Annotated in this window: 15 protein-coding genes; 9 read left to right on the top strand and 6 right to left on the bottom strand. The window is 64.0% G+C overall.

Going from position 1 to position 16,178, the window contains the following annotated elements:
- Positions 1 to 81 precede the first annotated feature (81 nt).
- The 4 genes from mnmE to rpmH form a co-directional block, all read right to left on the bottom strand.
- Entirely contained in the window at positions 82 to 1,425 is a 1,344-nt protein-coding gene (gene mnmE, locus UU9_RS14385) for a tRNA uridine-5-carboxymethylaminomethyl(34) synthesis GTPase MnmE (RefSeq protein ID WP_007082497.1), read from the bottom strand.
- Between the two features lie 135 nt (positions 1,426 to 1,560).
- Positions 1,561 to 3,279 carry a membrane protein insertase YidC gene (gene yidC, locus UU9_RS14380; RefSeq protein ID WP_007082496.1) on the bottom strand — a complete coding sequence of 573 codons (1,719 nt, stop codon included), beginning with the start codon at positions 3,277 to 3,279 and terminating at the stop codon, positions 1,561 to 1,563.
- 61 nt (positions 3,280 to 3,340) lie between these two features.
- Positions 3,341 to 3,745 carry a ribonuclease P protein component gene (gene rnpA / locus UU9_RS14375; RefSeq protein WP_082520240.1) on the bottom strand — a complete coding sequence of 135 codons (405 nt, stop codon included), beginning with the start codon at positions 3,743 to 3,745 and terminating at the stop codon, positions 3,341 to 3,343.
- Positions 3,746 to 3,759: 14 nt separating this feature from the next.
- Positions 3,760 to 3,894, bottom strand: coding sequence for a 50S ribosomal protein L34 (gene rpmH, locus UU9_RS14370; RefSeq protein ID WP_007082494.1), 135 nt, complete (start codon positions 3,892 to 3,894; stop codon positions 3,760 to 3,762).
- Between the two features lie 190 nt (positions 3,895 to 4,084).
- Here rpmH and dnaA point away from each other — a divergent pair, with 190 nt between their 5' ends.
- The 9 genes from dnaA to UU9_RS14325 all read left to right on the top strand — a co-directional run bounded on the left by dnaA (position 4,085) and on the right by UU9_RS14325 (position 14,496).
- On the top strand, positions 4,085 to 5,419 hold the full coding sequence (gene dnaA / locus UU9_RS14365) for a chromosomal replication initiator protein DnaA (RefSeq protein WP_007082493.1): 1,335 nt from the start codon (positions 4,085 to 4,087) through the stop codon (positions 5,417 to 5,419).
- Between the two features lie 247 nt (positions 5,420 to 5,666).
- Positions 5,667 to 6,767: a DNA polymerase III subunit beta gene (gene dnaN, locus UU9_RS14360; RefSeq protein ID WP_007082492.1), complete on the top strand. Its 1,101-nt coding sequence runs from the start codon at positions 5,667 to 5,669 to the stop codon at positions 6,765 to 6,767.
- Between the two features lie 85 nt (positions 6,768 to 6,852).
- A complete protein-coding gene (gene recF / locus UU9_RS14355; RefSeq protein WP_007082491.1) occupies positions 6,853 to 7,932 on the top strand; it encodes a DNA replication/repair protein RecF in 1,080 nt (359 codons plus the stop codon).
- Between the two features lie 103 nt (positions 7,933 to 8,035).
- Positions 8,036 to 10,465 (top strand): DNA topoisomerase (ATP-hydrolyzing) subunit B, encoded by a 2,430-nt coding sequence (gene gyrB, locus UU9_RS14350; RefSeq protein ID WP_007082490.1) that lies wholly within the window; start codon positions 8,036 to 8,038, stop codon positions 10,463 to 10,465.
- Between the two features lie 221 nt (positions 10,466 to 10,686).
- Positions 10,687 to 11,979, top strand: a complete 1,293-nt coding sequence (locus tag UU9_RS14345) for a tetratricopeptide repeat protein (RefSeq protein WP_007082489.1) — start codon at positions 10,687 to 10,689, stop codon at positions 11,977 to 11,979.
- A 197-nt stretch (positions 11,980 to 12,176) separates the two neighbouring features.
- Positions 12,177 to 12,836: an energy transducer TonB gene (locus UU9_RS14340; RefSeq protein WP_040671100.1), complete on the top strand. Its 660-nt coding sequence runs from the start codon at positions 12,177 to 12,179 to the stop codon at positions 12,834 to 12,836.
- Positions 12,837 to 12,933: 97 nt separating this feature from the next.
- Positions 12,934 to 13,659: a MotA/TolQ/ExbB proton channel family protein gene (locus UU9_RS14335; protein WP_007082487.1), complete on the top strand. Its 726-nt coding sequence runs from the start codon at positions 12,934 to 12,936 to the stop codon at positions 13,657 to 13,659.
- An 11-nt stretch (positions 13,660 to 13,670) separates the two neighbouring features.
- Entirely contained in the window at positions 13,671 to 14,087 is a 417-nt protein-coding gene (locus UU9_RS14330; RefSeq protein WP_007082486.1) for an ExbD/TolR family protein, read from the top strand.
- A gap of 4 nt (positions 14,088 to 14,091) precedes the next feature.
- Complete coding sequence (locus UU9_RS14325; RefSeq protein WP_007082485.1) at positions 14,092 to 14,496, top strand: ExbD/TolR family protein; 405 nt, start codon at positions 14,092 to 14,094, stop codon at positions 14,494 to 14,496.
- A 129-nt stretch (positions 14,497 to 14,625) separates the two neighbouring features.
- On the opposite strand, the gene UU9_RS14320 is transcribed toward UU9_RS14325, so the two are convergent.
- Positions 14,626 to 15,375, bottom strand: coding sequence for a pyridoxine 5'-phosphate synthase (locus UU9_RS14320; RefSeq protein ID WP_040671127.1), 750 nt, complete (start codon positions 15,373 to 15,375; stop codon positions 14,626 to 14,628).
- Between the two features lie 77 nt (positions 15,376 to 15,452).
- Complete coding sequence (locus UU9_RS14315; RefSeq protein WP_007082483.1) at positions 15,453 to 16,097, bottom strand: 4'-phosphopantetheinyl transferase family protein; 645 nt, start codon at positions 16,095 to 16,097, stop codon at positions 15,453 to 15,455.
- Positions 16,098 to 16,178 lie beyond the last annotated feature (81 nt).

The raw sequence follows: 16,178 nt of genomic DNA, 5'->3' as shown, positions 1-16,178 counted from the left end.
GCCATCCAGTCGCAAGAATAGCGGAAAGGCCGCTGCAGCCTGACCAGCCGGCGCTCTTCGGAAATTCTCGATGTAACCCGGCTATTTGCCAATGCAGAAGCTTGAAAAAATCGCCCCCAGCAGATCGTCGCTGCTGTAGCTGCCGGTGATTTCGCCCAGGGCCTGCTGGGCCTGGCGCAGTTCCTCGGCGGCGAGTTCGCCGGCGCGGGTGGTGGCCAGCACGGTGGCGGTGCGGGTGAGGTGGTCGCGCACGGTTTCGAGGGCGAGGACGTGGCGGCGGCGGGCGCTGAAGCTGCCTTCGCCACCGGCGCCGGCCAGCAGGCGCAGGGCCTTGCGCAGGGCGTCGAGGCCGGCGCCGGTCTTGGCCGAGGCCCATAGCCAGCGGGTGCCGTTGCGCTGGCCGCTGCGGGCTGGCGCCTGATCCAGATCGATCTTGTTGATCATCACCACTCGCTCGACGCCGGCGGGCAGGTTGGCGAAAAACCGCTGGTCGGCATCGGCGTGTTCGGCGTCGGTGACCAACAGAGCCACGTCGGCGCGCTGCAGTTCGCCGTGGGCGCGGCGCACGCCTTCGCGCTCGACTTCGTCGTCGGTGTCGCGCAGGCCGGCAGTGTCGGCCAGTTCCAGCGCGATGCCGTCGAGGTCGAGGTGTTCGCGCAGCACGTCGCGGGTGGTGCCGGCGACGGGGGTGACGATGGCGCGGTCGCTGCCGGCCAGCGCGTTGAGCAGGCTGGATTTGCCGGCGTTGGGGCGGCCCACGATGGCCACCTTGAGGCCGTCGTTCAAGCGCACGCCGCGCTGCGCTTCGCGCAGCAGCTCGGCCAGCTCGTGGCGCAGGCTGTCGAGCCGTGCGGTGATGGCGGGGTCGGCGAGGAAGTCGATCTCTTCCTCGGGGAAATCGATCGCCGCCTCGATGTGCACGCGCAGGGCGATCAGCGATTGCAGCAACGCGTCGACCTTGCGCGAGAACACGCCTTCCATCGACTGCAGCGCGGCGCGCGCGCCGGCTTGCGAGCGGGCCGCGATCAGGTCGGCCACGGCTTCGGCCTGGGCCAGGTCGAGCTTGCCGTTGAGGAAGGCGCGCTCGGTGAATTCACCGGGGCGCGCCAGCCGCGCGCCCAGTTCGCAGCAGCGGCGCAGCAGAAGATCCAGCAGCACGGCGCTGCCGTGGCCCTGCAGTTCCAGCACGTGTTCGCCGGTGTACGAGGCGGGCGCGGGGAAATGCAGCAGCAGGCCGCGGTCGATCAGCTCACCGTTGCCGTTGCGGAAGACGGCGAAGTGGGCGTGGCGCGACGTGGGGGCGCGGCCGAGGAGGGTCGCGGCGATGGCGGGAACCGCCGGCCCGGAGACCCGCACCACGCCCACGCCTGCCATGCCCGGTGCGCTGGCGACGGCGGCGATGGTGTCGGTGGTGGGGCTGTTCATGGGTGGTTCTCCAAGGCCGCGATGATGTTGGCGGTGGTTTCGTGGCACATAAATCGAACGCCGCAGCCGGCCCTCAAAAGAAAACAGCTGCGCCGGTTGCCCGGCTGCAGCTGTTCAATCCCAGATGGCCGATGCTCAGGCGGGCTTCGCCGCTTCCTCGCGATCCACGTGATGGGTCACCCACCACTGCTGGCCCAGGCCGACGATGCCGTTCACCGCGTAGTAGAGACACAGGCCGGCGGGGAAGAAGGCGAACATCACCGAGAACAGCAGCGGCATCACCTTCATCATCTTCGCCTGGGTCGGGTCCATGCCCGCGGCGACGGGGTTCAGCCATTGCGTGCCCAGCATCACCAGTGCGTAGATGATCGGCAGGATGTAGAGCGGGTCGGCGGCGCTGAGGTCGGGGATCCACAGGAACGGTGCGTGGCGCAGTTCCAGGCTGTATTCGAGCACGTAGAACAGGCCGTAGAACACCGGCATGGTGATCAGCACCGGCAGGCAGCCGCCCATCGGATTGACCTTCTCCTTCTTGTACAGCTCCATCGTGGCCTGCTGCATCTTCAGCTTGTCGTCGCCGTAGCGCTCCTTCAGCTGCGCGATGCGCGGCGCCAGCTTGCGCATGCGCGCGCTGGAGCGGTACTGCACCGCGGTGAGCTTCCAGGTGAGGCCCTTGATCAGCAGCACCAGCAGGATGATCGCCACGCCCCAGTTCTTCGAGATCGCGTGGAACTGCGACAGCACCCAGTGCATCGGCACCGCGATGGCCTTGAACATGCCGTAGTCGATGGTCAGATCCAGGCCCGGGGCGATCGCGTCCAGCGTGCCCTGCACGTTCGGGCCGATATACAGCCGCGCCTCGCTGCTCTGGCTCTGCCCCGGCGCCACGCTGAGGGCGGGGCCGACGGCGCGGATCAGGTGGCGCGGATGGGCGCTGTCGGGGTTGAGGGTGGTGGTGACGTAGTGATCGGTCTGACCCGCCGGCGGAATCCACGCGGCGAAGAAGTACAGCTTCAGCATGGCTGCCCAGCCGCCCTTGTAGGAGGCGTCCAGCGCATCGTCCTTCTCGGCGAAATTCTTGAACGGCAGCTTTTCGAACTTCTCGCCGGTGTACCAGGCGGCGCCCTGGAAGCTGCGCGACTCGGGATCCATGAGACTTTTCAGCCAGCCGCTCGGCTTCGGCGGCTCCACCCGCAGCAACTGGCGGTAGGCGTTGCCCTGCCAGGTCTGGGTGCTGCCGTTGTCGATACGCTGGGTCAGCCCGATCACGTAGCTGCCGCGCTTGAAGGTGTAGATCTTGGTGACCTTGAGGCCGTCGGCGTTCTGCCAGGTCAGCGGCACTTGCAGCTCGTCCTGGCCGCTGGCCAGTTCGTAGGCCGCCTTGTCGCTGTGGAACAGCGCCAGGTGGTTCGGCTGATCCTGTGCGCCGTTGCTGCTGACCAGGCCGTTCTGCGCCACGAAATAGCGCGTGTCGCTGTCGTTCAACAACGCGACCGGCGGCGGCGCGGGTTGCTTGTGGGTGGGTGCGACGGAGGGGTAGGCGAGCAGGTCGGTGTGCACCACGCTGCCACCGCGGGTATCCACCACCAGGCGCAGCAAGTCCGTGGTGATGGTGATGCGAGACGATGCTGCGGCGGATGGTGCCGTATTCTGCCCGGCGGTGACGGCGGCCGGCGGCGCGCCCGCCTCGGGGATCGCGCCGGGCACGCTGGCATCAGCCGGCGCCGCGGCGCTGGACGCGCTGGTCACGGCCGTTTGTGGCGGCTGCGGTGCGTAATCCTTCTCCCAGGCCAGAAACAGCAGATAGGCGACCGCCAGCAGGGCGAACATGAGGAAGGTGCGCGTTTGATTCATCGCGTAGCAAATCCGGTAACGCCACGACTGTGAAAGGCCGCGGGAGGCAGAAAGAAAGAGGTCAACGGCCGATTGTGGTGGTGTCGTCGGCCCGCTTCAATGGTTCGGTGGCCGCGGATCGGGCGGCGATCAGCTTTTTCCACAGCACATCGATCTCCGCCAGCAGCTGCGGGCCGGGCACGTTGGCCGCCTGCTCGCGCGCCATCACCATCAGGTCGACGGAAGGCAGTTGATGGCGTACGCGACGAAAGGATTCGCGCAGCAGCCGCTTGATGCGGTTGCGCTCCACCGCGCGTTTGGAAACGCGCTTGGAAATCGCCAGCCCGAGGCGGGCATGTCCCAGCTCGTTGTCGCGGTAGCGCATATGAAAACAGCGGCCGCCTGCGCGTCCGCTGCTTGCTCGCAAGGCGGCGAAGTCACCAGGCCGACGTAGCCGCGCCTCGCGCGGCAGGTCGGCATGAGGCATCACCGGTACGCCGCTTACGGGATCAGGCGCTTGCGGCCCTTGGCGCGACGGGCGTTGATGATCTTGCGACCGTCGGCGGTGGCCATACGGGCACGGAAACCGTGCGTGCGAGCGCGCTTGAGCTTGCTGGGCTGGAAGGTCCGCTTCATGGCTTACTCCGAAGGGAATGTGGATAAAAAGGTTTGCGAGTATGTGGTCAGATCGCGTGGCTGTCAAATACATGGCCGGATGAGCCTGTGGACACCATGTGGATAAAACGGCCGGGCGACGGGCCGAACTGGTAGACTTGCCGATCGACATTCCGCGCGCCAGCGCCCCTGCAGTGGACTGAGTAGATCGATGAGTGATTTGTGGCGACGTTGCCTTGAGCGTCTCGAAGGCGAACTGAGCGCCGAGGACCTGCACACCTGGCTGATGCCGTTGCAGGCCCGCGACAGCACCACGGGCCTGCAGTTGTTTGCGCCCAACCCCTATACGCTCGATACCGTGCGCGAGCGCTATCTGCCGCGGATCGAGGCGGTGATGCAGCAGCTGACCGGGCACGCGTTGACGGTGCGGCTGGAGGTGGGCTCCAACTCGGCCCGCCCGGCACCGGCCGCCAAACCCGCGCCCACGCCGGCACGCGCGGTGCAGGAACCGGCCGCGGCCAGTTTCCCGCACAACCTCGACCCGCATTACACCTTCGAGACCTTCGTCGAGGGCAAGTCCAACCAGCTGGGCAAGGCCGCCGCGATGCAGGTGGCGATGAATCCCGGCCGCGCCTACAACCCCTTGCTGCTGTACGGCGGCACCGGCCTGGGCAAGACCCACCTGATGCACGCGGCCGGCAACCTGATCCGGCAGCAGAATCCGGAGCGCAAGGTGCTGTACCTGCGCTCGGAGCAGTTCGTGGGCTCGATGATCGAGGCGCTGCGCGCCAAGAGCATGGATCAGTTCAAGCAGCGCTTCCGCTCGGTCGACGCGCTGCTGATCGACGACATCCAGTTCTTCGCCGGCAAGGACACCACGCAGGAGGAGTTTTTCCATACCTTCAACGCGTTGTTCGAGTCCAAGCAGCAGATCATCCTCACCTGCGACCGTTACCCGAAAGAGGTGGACAAGCTCGAACCCCGCTTGAAGTCGCGCCTGGGCTGGGGCCTCAGCGTGGCGATCGAGCCACCGGATTTCGAGACACGCGCCGCGATCCTGCTGGCCAAGGCACACGACAAGGGCGTGGCGGTGGACGAGAGCGTGGCGATGCTGCTGGCCAAGCGCATCCGTTCCAACGTGCGCGATCTCGAGGGAGCGCTGAACACGCTGGCGGCACGCGCCAATTTCTACGGCAAGCCGATCACCACCGAATTTGCCGAGGAGACCCTGCGCGACCTGCTGGCCACCCACGCCCAGGCCATCACCGTACCCAACATCCAGAAGATCACCGCCGAGTACTTCAACGTGCGGCTGCAGGACCTGCTGTCCAAGCGGCGCGTGCGTTCGCTGGCGCGGCCGCGGCAATACGCGATGGCGCTGTCCAAGGAATTGACCGAGCACAGCCTGCCGGAGATCGGCGAGGCATTCGGCGGCCGCGACCACACCACCGTGCTGCACGCCTGCCGCACGATCCGCAAATTCGTCGAAACCGATACGCGCATGCGCCAGGACTGGGAGCAACTGATCCGCACGCTGACCGGTTGAGGTGGCCCAGTGCGCAAAAGTCATGCATAACTGGTGGGGCTGGCTGTGGATAATAGGTGGATGAAACGCGGCAAAAAGTTACCCACAACTGATCAACAGCCGACGCCACTGCTCAAGCACAGCGCAAAACACCAGCAAGTAGTTGATTATTATCGCAATATGGCGTTATAAAAGTTATCCACGGCGCCTACTACTACAACTAAACTTCTTTTAAAAAAACAGAACAGAAGCTAGGGGAAGCGAAATCATGCAATTCAGCATCCAGCGAGAAGCCTTGCTCAAACCGCTGCAGCAGGTGATCGGCGTGGTGGAACGCCGCCAGACGCTCCCCGTGCTTGCCAACCTGCTGGTCAAGGTGGGCGACGGCAAGGTGTCGCTGACCGGCACCGACCTCGAAGTGGAGATGGTCGCGTCAACCAGTGCGGAAAAGCTGGCTGACGGCGAGATCACCATCCCGGCCCGCAAGCTGTTCGACATCGTGCGTGCGCTGCCGGACGGCGCCCAGATCGACCTGAAGCTCAATGGCGACAGGGTGGCGTTGAATGCGGGACGCAGCCGTTTCACGCTGACCACGCTCGCCGCCAGCGAATTCCCCACCGTCGACGAGATCGAGCTTGTCGAAACCGTGAGCCTGCCCGAACAGGTTCTGCGCGACCTGATGGAACACACCTCGTTCGCCATGGCCAACCAGGACGTGCGCTACTACCTCAACGGCATGTTGCTGGATCTGCAGGAGCACACGCTGCGCTGCGTGGCCACCGACGGCCACCGCCTGGCGATGAAGGAAACCCAACTGCAGAGTTCAGTCACCACACGGCGGCAGATCATCATTCCGCGCAAGGGCGTCAACGAGCTGGTCGGCCTGCTGGAATCGGGTGATGGCGAGGTGGCGCTGGAGTTCGGACGCAATCACCTGCGCGTACGCCGCGGCAGTGTGGTGTTCACCTCCAAGCTCATCGACGGGCGCTTCCCCGATTACGAAGCCGTCATCCCGCTGGGCGCCGACAAGACCGCCACGCTGGATCGCGAGGTGCTGCGCGGGGCACTGCAGCGCGCCGCGATCCTGTCCAACGAGAAGTACCGTGGCGTGAAACTGGAATTGTCGCCGGGCAAGCTGCGCATCGTGGCGCACAATCCCGAGCAGGAAGAGGCCGTGGAAGAGGTTGAAGCCGATACCCATGTCTCCGATCTCGCCGTCGGTTTCAACGTGGGTTATCTGCTGGACGCATTGGCAGCACTGGACGGTGAAAAAGCCCGGCTGAGCCTGCGTGACGCGCAGTCGAGCTGCCTGGTGCAGGAAGAAGCCAGCGAGCAGGCACGGCACGTGATCATGCCGCTGCGACTCTGACGCTTCATGACGGCAGCTTTGCTGGAACAAAATTTCGCCGGGCGTCCGAGGACAGCCCGGCGTTTTTTCGTGTGGGGTTTGCCGCATGCGCTTTGAACGGCTGCGCATCCAGGGGCTGCGTTGCCTGTCCCGGGTGGATGTGGAACTGGGGCCGGGCATCAACGTGTTTGAAGGCCCGAATGGCGCCGGCAAGACCAGCATGCTGGAAGCCGCGTTCCTGCTGTCGCATGCGCGGTCGTTCCGCAGCGGCGCCAAGGAAGCGTTGCTGCAGCGCGGTGCGCCCGAGCTTGCCGTGTTTGCCGAATTGAAGCGTGACGACGGGCGGTCGAGCCGGGTCGGTCTGGGGCGGGCAGGGTCGCCACGATGGGATGCGAAGATCGACGGCGAGAAGGTGGCGCTGGGCGCCTTGGTGGGCGAGTGCGCCGTGGTGTGTTTCGAGCCGGGGTCGCACGCGCTGATTGCGGGTGCGGCGGAAGAGCGCCGGCGCTACCTGGATTGGGGCGTGTTCCATGTGGAACATGCCTTCCTGGACAACTGGCGCCGTTACCAACGCGCCCTGAAACAGCGCAATGCCTTGTTGCGATCGGCCACGTTGTCCGACGAGCTTTACCAACCGTGGGAGGCCGAGTTGTCCCAGGCCGCTCAGGCCATCGAGGCGCTGCGCCAGGACTACCTGCAACAGCTGGAACCCTTGCTGTCCGCCAGCACCGGTGGTTTGCTGCCGGAGTTGGGCGAAGTGGGGCTGCGCTACAAGCGTGGCTGGCCCGATGGCGTCGATCTCGCCGATGCGCTGCAGGATCAGCGCCCCCGCGACCGGATCAGGGGACACACGACCTTCGGCGTGCACAGGGCGGATTGGTCCATCGCGTTCACCCATGCGCCGTTACGCGAGCATTTGTCGCGTGGCCAGGAAAAGCTCACGGCTCTGGCCTGCCTCTTGGCGCAGGCAGCGCTCTTCGCGCGTGATCGCGGCGAGTGGCCGGTCGTCTGCCTTGACGATCTGGCTTCCGAGCTGGATCAGGCGCATCAGCAGGCTGTGGTCACCGAGCTGGAGGCTGCGGGCGCCCAGGTCCTGCTGACCGGCACCGACTTGCCGACGCCGCTGAAGGCCGTCCCGCACCGGTTGTTCCATGTGGAACAGGGCAACGTGGCGCCCCTGCTATAATCCATAGGTTGCATCTACCCAGATTGCATAACCTTGCATAACCCTTGCCCGGCTTACATGGCGCCGCGTCGGGCGGGTTCTGGCGCCAGGAAACGGGCAACGCATGAACGAATCCCAAGACTCCACCTACGACTCCAGCAACATCAAGGTCCTCAAGGGCCTGGAAGCCGTACGCAAACGGCCGGGCATGTACATCGGCGATACCGATGACGGCACCGGCCTGCATCACATGGTGTTCGAGGTGGTCGACAATGCGATCGATGAAGCGCTGGCCGGCTTCTGCGACCGGGTGACGGTGACCATCCACGAGGATGGCTCGGTAAGCATCAGCGACAACGGCCGCGGCATCCCCGTGGACATGCACCCCGAGGAAGGGCGCTCCACCGCGGAAGTGGTGATGACGGTGTTGCACGCCGGCGGCAAGTTCGACGCCAACTCCTACAAGGTCTCCGGCGGTCTGCATGGCGTGGGTGTCTCGGTGGTCAACGCCCTGAGCGAGCACTTGTGGCTGACGATCTACCGCAACGGGTTGGAACACCTGCAGGAATATTCGCTGGGTGAGCCGCTGTACCCGCTGAAGGTGGTCGGGCCCTCCAACAAGCGTGGCACCCTGGTGCGCTTCCTGCCCAGCCCGGCGACGTTCACGAACAACATCGAGTTTCATTACGAAATATTGGCCAAGCGGCTGCGCGAACTGTCATTCCTGAACTCCGGCGTCACCATCGTGCTGACCGACGAGCGCGGCGATGGCCGGCAGGATACGTTCGCCTACGAAGGCGGCATCCGCTCCTTCGTGCAGCACCTGGCGCAGTTGAAGACGGCGCTGCATCCCAATGTGATCAGCCTCACCGCAGAGCAGGACGGCATCGTGGTGGAAGTGGCGATGCAGTGGACCGATTCCTATCAGGAAACGATGTTCTGCTTCACCAACAACATCCCGCAGCGCGACGGCGGTACCCACCTCACCGGTTTCCGCGCCGCGCTGACCCGTTCGCTGCAGAACTACATCGAAAAGTCCGGCGTGGCCAAGAGCGCCAAGGTCATGCCTTCGGGTGATGACATGCGCGAGGGCATGATCGCGGTGCTGTCGGTGAAGGTGCCCGATCCGAAATTCTCTTCGCAGACCAAGGACAAGCTGGTCTCGTCCGAGGTCAAGACGGTGGTGGAGCAGGTCGTCAACGAAAAGTTGGGTGAATTCCTGCTGGAACACCCCAACGAGGCCAAGGCGATCGCCTCCAAGGTGGTCGATGCCGCCCGCGCCCGCGAGGCGGCGCGCAAAGCGCGCGAGATGACCCGCCGCAAGGGTGCGCTGGACATCGCCGGCCTGCCCGGCAAGCTGGCCGATTGCCAGGAGAAGGACCCGGCGCTGTGCGAACTGTTCCTGGTGGAGGGTGATTCCGCCGGCGGCTCGGCCAAGCAGGGTCGCAACCGCAAGACCCAGGCCGTGCTGCCGTTGAAGGGCAAGATCCTCAACGTGGAGAAGGCGCGCTTCGATCGCATGCTGTCCTCGGCCGAGGTGGGCACGCTGATCACCGCGCTGGGCACCGGCATCGGCAAGGACGAGTACAACCCGGACAAGCTGCGCTACCACCGCATCATCCTGATGACCGATGCGGACGTCGACGGCTCGCACATCCGCACCCTGCTGCTGACCTTCTTCTACCGGCAGATGCCCGAGCTGATCGAGCGTGGCCACATCTACATCGGCCTGCCGCCGCTGTACAAGGTGAAGCAGGGCAAGCAGGAGCTGTACATCAAGGACGACACCGCGCTGAACGACTACCTGATTTCCAGCGCCGTCGACAACGCCTCGCTGACCTACAGCCCGGATGCGCCGCCGATCACCGGTGAAGCACTGGAGAAACTGCTGCGCGGTTACCAGTACGCCCAGGATCAGATCGCCAAGCTGGCCCATCGCTTCGACGCGGCGGTGCTCAACGCGCTGCTCGAACATCCGCCGATCGAACCGGCGTTGTGGACCGACGCGACCGCCATGCAGGCCTGGCTCGACGGCGCCGCGCAACGCCTGGCTGCCAGCGGGCTCGGCAAGCCGCACTACCGCCTGGCCCTGCGCCCCGGCCACGACGAGCATCCACCGGCGATCGAGGTGGTGAAGGAACAGCACGGCCTCAGCCATACCTGGTTCCTGCCGCAGCCGTTCTTCAGCAGCAACGAGTTCCGCCCGTTGCTGGCGATCAGCCAGCAGATCGCGGGCCTGATCCAGCCCGAAGCGGTCGTGCGTCGCGGCAACGCGTCTCGCGGTGTGCTGAATTTCGTCGATGCCCGCAACTGGTTGCTGGACGAGGCGAAAAAGGGTCGCAGCATCCAGCGCTTCAAGGGCCTGGGTGAAATGAACCCGGAGCAGCTGTGGGACACCACGGTCAACCCCGACACCCGCCGCATGCTGCAAGTGGGCATCGAGGACGCCATCGCCGCCGATCAGATCTTCTCGATGCTGATGGGCGAGGCGGTGGAACCGCGTCGCGAATTCATCGAAACCAACGCGCTGAAGGTGGCGAACCTGGACATCTGACCGCGTCGGGCATCCCAAATGTGATGCCGGGCTCGGCTTCGTCCGGCCAAATACATCCGAAAAAATGTGGACAATCCGAAAGACTCGCGCAAGAAACATCTAAGTAATTGAAATACTTAATGTTTATTTTATAAATCAACGCTTGTCACCGTGCGCCGGGACGCGCTACGCTCAGCGACCCCTCACGCGTCAGCGTGAACCCCCTAACCACGAGGACCGTCATGAAGCCCTTTCATCTGTTTCGGACGCTGGCTGGCGCGACCGTCGCGCTGGCCCTGATCAGCAGCCCGCTGATGGCGCGCCCGCACAAGGCGGACACCGACAAGAAGGAAGCGTTGTACCCCGACGCGACCCGTGAAGCGCCCAAGCTCGACCTGACCAGCAAGAAGGATCAGAAGGCGATCAACGAAGGCCTCGATGCGGTCAGCGCGGGTGACAAGGCAAAAGCCGAACAGGTGCTGGAGCCGATCGTCGAAAGCAGCAAGAGCAAGTACGCCCAGTCTCTGGCGCTGCAAGGGCTGGCCAACCTCAAGTACAACGATGGCGACGTCAAGGGCGCCATTGCCACCTTGCAGAAATCGCTGGCCATCGGCGTGATGCCGAACGACACCTACTTCCAGTTGCTCTACGAACTGGCGCAATTCCAGATGGCCGACGAGCAATACCAAGCGACGCTGGACACCATTGCGAAATGGCGCGCCGAGGGCAAGAAGGAAACCGCCGACTCGTATGCGCTCGAAGGCAACGCCTACTACCGGCTGGAGAAATACCCCGAGGCGATTGCGGCCGTCCAGAAGGCCAAATCGATGACCGACCAGCCGAAGGAAAGCTGGGACCAGATCCTGATGGCCAGCTATGCGCAAAGCGGCCAGAAAGACCAGGCGATGAAGCTGGCGCAGGAACAGCTCGCCGCCAACCCGAATGATCCGGAGGCCCGCGCCAATGCCGTATCGGTGCTGGTCAATGCCGAAAAATACCCCGAGGCCATCCAGCTGCTGGAGAAGGCCCGCGCCGCAGGCACGTTGACCGAAGAAAAGGACAACATGACCCTGGCCAAGCTCTACCTGCTGCAGGCGCAGAGCAGCAACGATCCGGCACCGGACGCAGCGAAGGCGGCCCAGGTGCTCCAGGACGGTATCGCCAAGCACACGATCACCGGCAACAGCGAGACCTACAAGCTCATGGGTCAGTCGTACGAGATGGCCGGCAACTCGGACAAGGCGATCGCTGCGTACAACCAGGCACTGCCACAGGCTACCGATGGCGAATCCGCCCTGCGTGCGGCGCACCTGTTGATGGTGGAAAACAAATTCAGCCAGGCCAAGCCGTTGCTCGAGCAGGCGATCCAGAAGGGCGTGAAACACAAGGGCACGGCCTACATGTTGCTGGCCGAGACCGAACGTGGCCTCAAGAACAAGCCGGCAGCGATCGCCGCCATGAAGCAGGCGGCGCAGCAGCCGGAAACCGCGGAAAAGGCCAAGGCATGGCTTAAAACCGCTGGTGTAAGCAAGTAAACAGCCCTGCGCACCCGTGAATCAGATGGACGTCCATTTGTGTGTTTCACGGGTGCTATACAAATGCCTCGTGCTGTTGTACCGTTGAAAATTCTTTCCCCGCGTATCCCCAGCGGCGAGTGCTGTCCGAGAGGCAACGCTCGACCCATGCGCTGCGGCACGTCCACTCCGATTGACTAGCTTCAGAAAGTTGACAGATGGCCTCTAGTAACGAAGAAAACGGGCGTGAACCATTCAGTTGGAAACGCACCTGGGCGTTGGCAGTGGCCGTCGGGCTGCATGCTTTCGCGTTCCTGTTGCTGATCGCGCCGATGGCGCCACATCAGAAAGAACAGAAAGCCAAGGAACACATCGTCCAGGTGAGCTTCATTCCGCCGCCGCCGCCGCCGCCACCGCCGCCGCCGCCGCCGCCGGAACCGCCAAAACAGCCACCACCGAAAATCATCAAGCAGGTCGTGCCGCCGCCGACACCGCCGCCGCCGGCTCCGCCGCCGGCTGTGGAAGAGGTGTCGCAGATGGCCGTGCAGGCGCCGCCACCGGCACCACCGGCACCGCCCGCACCGCCGACCGAGATCACGGCCAGCCAGGATTTGAGCTACAACAGCCGTATCCAGCCGCGGTACCCGCCACAGGCGATCCGCATGCGGCACGAGGGTACGGTAGTGTTGATGATCCTGGTGGGCACGGATGGTTCGCCGAAGGACATCAAGGTCGACAAATCCAGCGGTTTCCACGAGCTTGATCGTGCGGCGATGGACGCAGCACGGCGCTGGCGCTTCAATCCCACAGTACGAAACGGACAAAAAGTCGAGGGGTACGCTCGCGTTCCCGTCAACTTCAATCTCAACCAGATGTAATCGGGCTCCTCCGGTCACATTCTCAGTTCACGCTTGACTTCCCTAGGGTAGCGTTATGTTCCTACAGACTCCTGCACCGTCCGATGCCACTCCCGTCATGGGTGGCAATACCAACGCCGAAGCCATGAAACAGATGGGTTTCGCCAACCTTGCACAGAACTTCGACTGGCTTGGCTGGGTGGTTTTCATCACGCTGGTCGTGATGTCGTTCCTTTCCTGGTACTTCATCATTGCCAACGGTATCCGCAACGCCCAGGTGCGTTCGCGTGCCGACAAGGTGATCAACGATTTCTGGGGTAACTCCTCCACCCAGGACGCCATCCGTGAGCTGGAAGCCCAGCCCAAGGGCGAACCGTTCTCCAAGATCGCGCTGGATGCCGCTTCCGCGGTTGCCCACCACCAGCAGTCGGTTGCCGGCACGCCGGGTCGCCTGGCCGAAACGCTGAGCCGCTCGGAATTCATCGACCGTGCACTGCGCCAGGCCGTGGCTCGCGAGAGTCTCCGTCTCGAAGGCGGCCTCACCCTGCTCGCCACCGTGGGCTCGGCGGCACCGTTCGTCGGCCTGCTCGGTACCGTGTGGGGCATCTACCACGCGCTGATCGGCATTGCTGCTACCGGCAACGCGTCGATGAACGCCGTGGCAGGTCCCGTCGGTGAGGCGTTGATCATGACCGCGTTCGGTCTGTTCGCCGCTATCCCGGCACTGTTTGCGTTCAACTTCTTCAACCGCTCGAACCGTCTGACCTACGCTCGTTTCGACGAATTCGCGCACGACCTTCATGACTTCTTCGCCACCGGTTCGCGCGTCGAAAGCCAGAAGTGAGGGATTGACCCATGGGCATGAGTACCGGTGGCAATAACGGCGGGCCGATGTCGGAAATCAACGTTACGCCGCTCGTCGACGTAATGTTGGTTCTCCTGATCATCTTCATGATTACCGCGCCGCTGATGTCACACAGCATCACGATTGACCTGCCTACCGCCAATCCGAAGGTGAAGGACGATGAAATGCCGGTGCCGCCGCTGGATCTGGCGATCAAGCAGGATGGCAGCTTGTACTTCAACGATCATCCGGTCACGGACGTGGAGTTGCGGGCACAGTTTGCGGTGAACGCGCAGAAGTCGCCGCAGCCGGAACTTCAGATCCGCGCGGACAAGACAACCGAGTACAAGATTGTGCGCAAGGTTCTTGGCGACGCCAAGGACGCTGGCATGGTCCATGTCGGGTTCATGACGACCGGCAAGGAGTAACGAGATGGCATTCAGTACCAATACCAGTGGGCCGATGTCGGAGATCAACGTTACCCCGTTGGTCGACGTGATGCTGGTGCTGTTGATCATCTTCATGATCACGGCGCCGGTACTCGCCCACAAGATCAAGGTCGATCTGCCGCAGCCGAATCCGAACGTGGTCAATCCACCGAATCCGCTCGAGCCCATTCGATTGAAGATCGATGCCGGCGGCGGGTTCTACTGGAACGACACGCCGGTCGATGAGCTGGGACTCAAGGCGCAGCTGGCGGTTATCGCGCAGCAGACCAATCAGCCGGAGATCCAGATCAACGCGGCGGATGCGGTGGCTTACGAGTATGTGGCGCGCGTGCTGGCTGACGCGAAAAGCTACAACCTCGTAAAGATCGGCTTCACCGAAGGCGATTGATTCGGTCAACGACCGGTTGCATGAGATAAACGGAAAACCCCGCTTCGGCGGGGTTTTTTGTGGGTGAAAATCGAACCTGTTGTATCGGAAATCGCCTTCGCCCAAGCGCCGGCGGCGCGCCACGACGACTCAGCGCAGGATCTGCAGGTAGTTGCGAACGGTGACGGCGAGGCCTTCGTACAGCGCTTCGCCGATCAGCGCGTGGCCGATGGAGACTTCCGCCAGACCGGGGATGGCCGCCTTGAACGTGCCCAGGTTCTTCTGGCTGAGATCGTGACCGGCGTTGACCGCCAGGCCGGCCTGCTGCGCGCACCGCGCCGTGGTGACGCAAGCTTCCAACGCCAGGCCGGGAGCATCCTCGGCGAAAGCCCTGGCATAGGGGCCGGTGTAGATCTCGATGCGTTGCACGCCGATCGCGGCGGCCTGTTCGAAGGCGCGGGTCGTGTTGTCCGCGTCGACGAACAGGCTGACACGGCACCCCAGTTCGCAGAGTTCGGCGACAAGTGGACGCAGCCGCTCGATGTCGCGCAGGATGTCAAAGCCGTGGTCGGAAGTGATCTGTCCGTCGCTGTCCGGTACCAGGGTAACCTGGGTTGGACGCACCTCGCGCGCCAGCGCAAGCAACCCCGGGTAGGCGCCGCGCGGGCCGGCAAACGGGTTGCCCTCGATGTTGTATTCGACACGCCCGCGCAGCAGGGTGGACAGCGCACGCACGTCGTCGGGTCGGACATGACGCAGGTCCGGCCGTGGGTGCACCGTGATTCCGCCGCAGCCTGCCTCGATGCAGGTGCGCGCCGCCTGGCAGATATCGGGTTCGGTATCGCCGCGCGAATTGCGAAGGACCGCGATCTTGTTGAGGTTGACGCTGAGCAAAGTCATGGCGGAGTCGATGCAGGTGGCGGTGGCAACGGCTGATCGGATGCGGTATCGCTGCGTGGCCGAAAACAGTGCACCAATCAAACGGCGCTGGCAAGCGTCCTCAGCCGAATCCGCCGCGCATCGCCACGCCACGCCAGCGCACCGACAAAAGCGTGGCCCAGCGCAAGTGGCTGCAACTGCCAGCCGTTGACGTCCTCACCATCGAACCGACGCAGCTGGATCAGTGCGTCGTCACCAACGACGCTGAGCCGATCCAGGCCGAACGAAAGTCCGTTGCCATGCGCTTTCAGCAGCGCTTCCTTGGCCGTCCATATATCGAGAAAGACCCCGCTGCGGCGCTCGGGCGCGGCGCTGGCCAGCACCGCGATTTCGTCGTCGCTGAAAAACCGCTGCGCGATCTCCAGCGCCTTGGGCCGCGGGCGCTGGCGCTCGATGTCCACGCCCGGCGCGATGCCACGGGCGACCGCGATCAGGGCGTGGTTGCCGCTGTGTGACCAGTTGAAATCCAGCGCGTCACCGTGGACGGCGGCCAAGGCCGGTCGGCCGTGGCCACCTTCGCGCAACGCCACCGCGGACGGCTGGATCGCGAGATAGCGTGCCAGCAACCCGATCAGCGGTTTGCGACCTTCGGCGCGTTGATAGTCCAGTTTCCACACGTGGATCTCGTCATCGTGCAGGGGCTCTGCTACGTTGCCAAGGCGGGGCGTGTCGGCGGTCGTCATCGCACCATGGTGACGTTCACCGTGCCCGGGTACAAGCACGGCGCCGCTCGATCACCGGCTCGGCCGGCTGCCGCGCAAGCC

Source organism: Rhodanobacter fulvus Jip2 (assembly GCF_000264315.1).
GTDB classification, from domain to species: domain Bacteria; phylum Pseudomonadota; class Gammaproteobacteria; order Xanthomonadales; family Rhodanobacteraceae; genus Rhodanobacter; species Rhodanobacter fulvus.
Note: the sequence above shows the minus strand (reverse complement) of the source record. Positions and strands in the feature narration are given on the sequence as shown.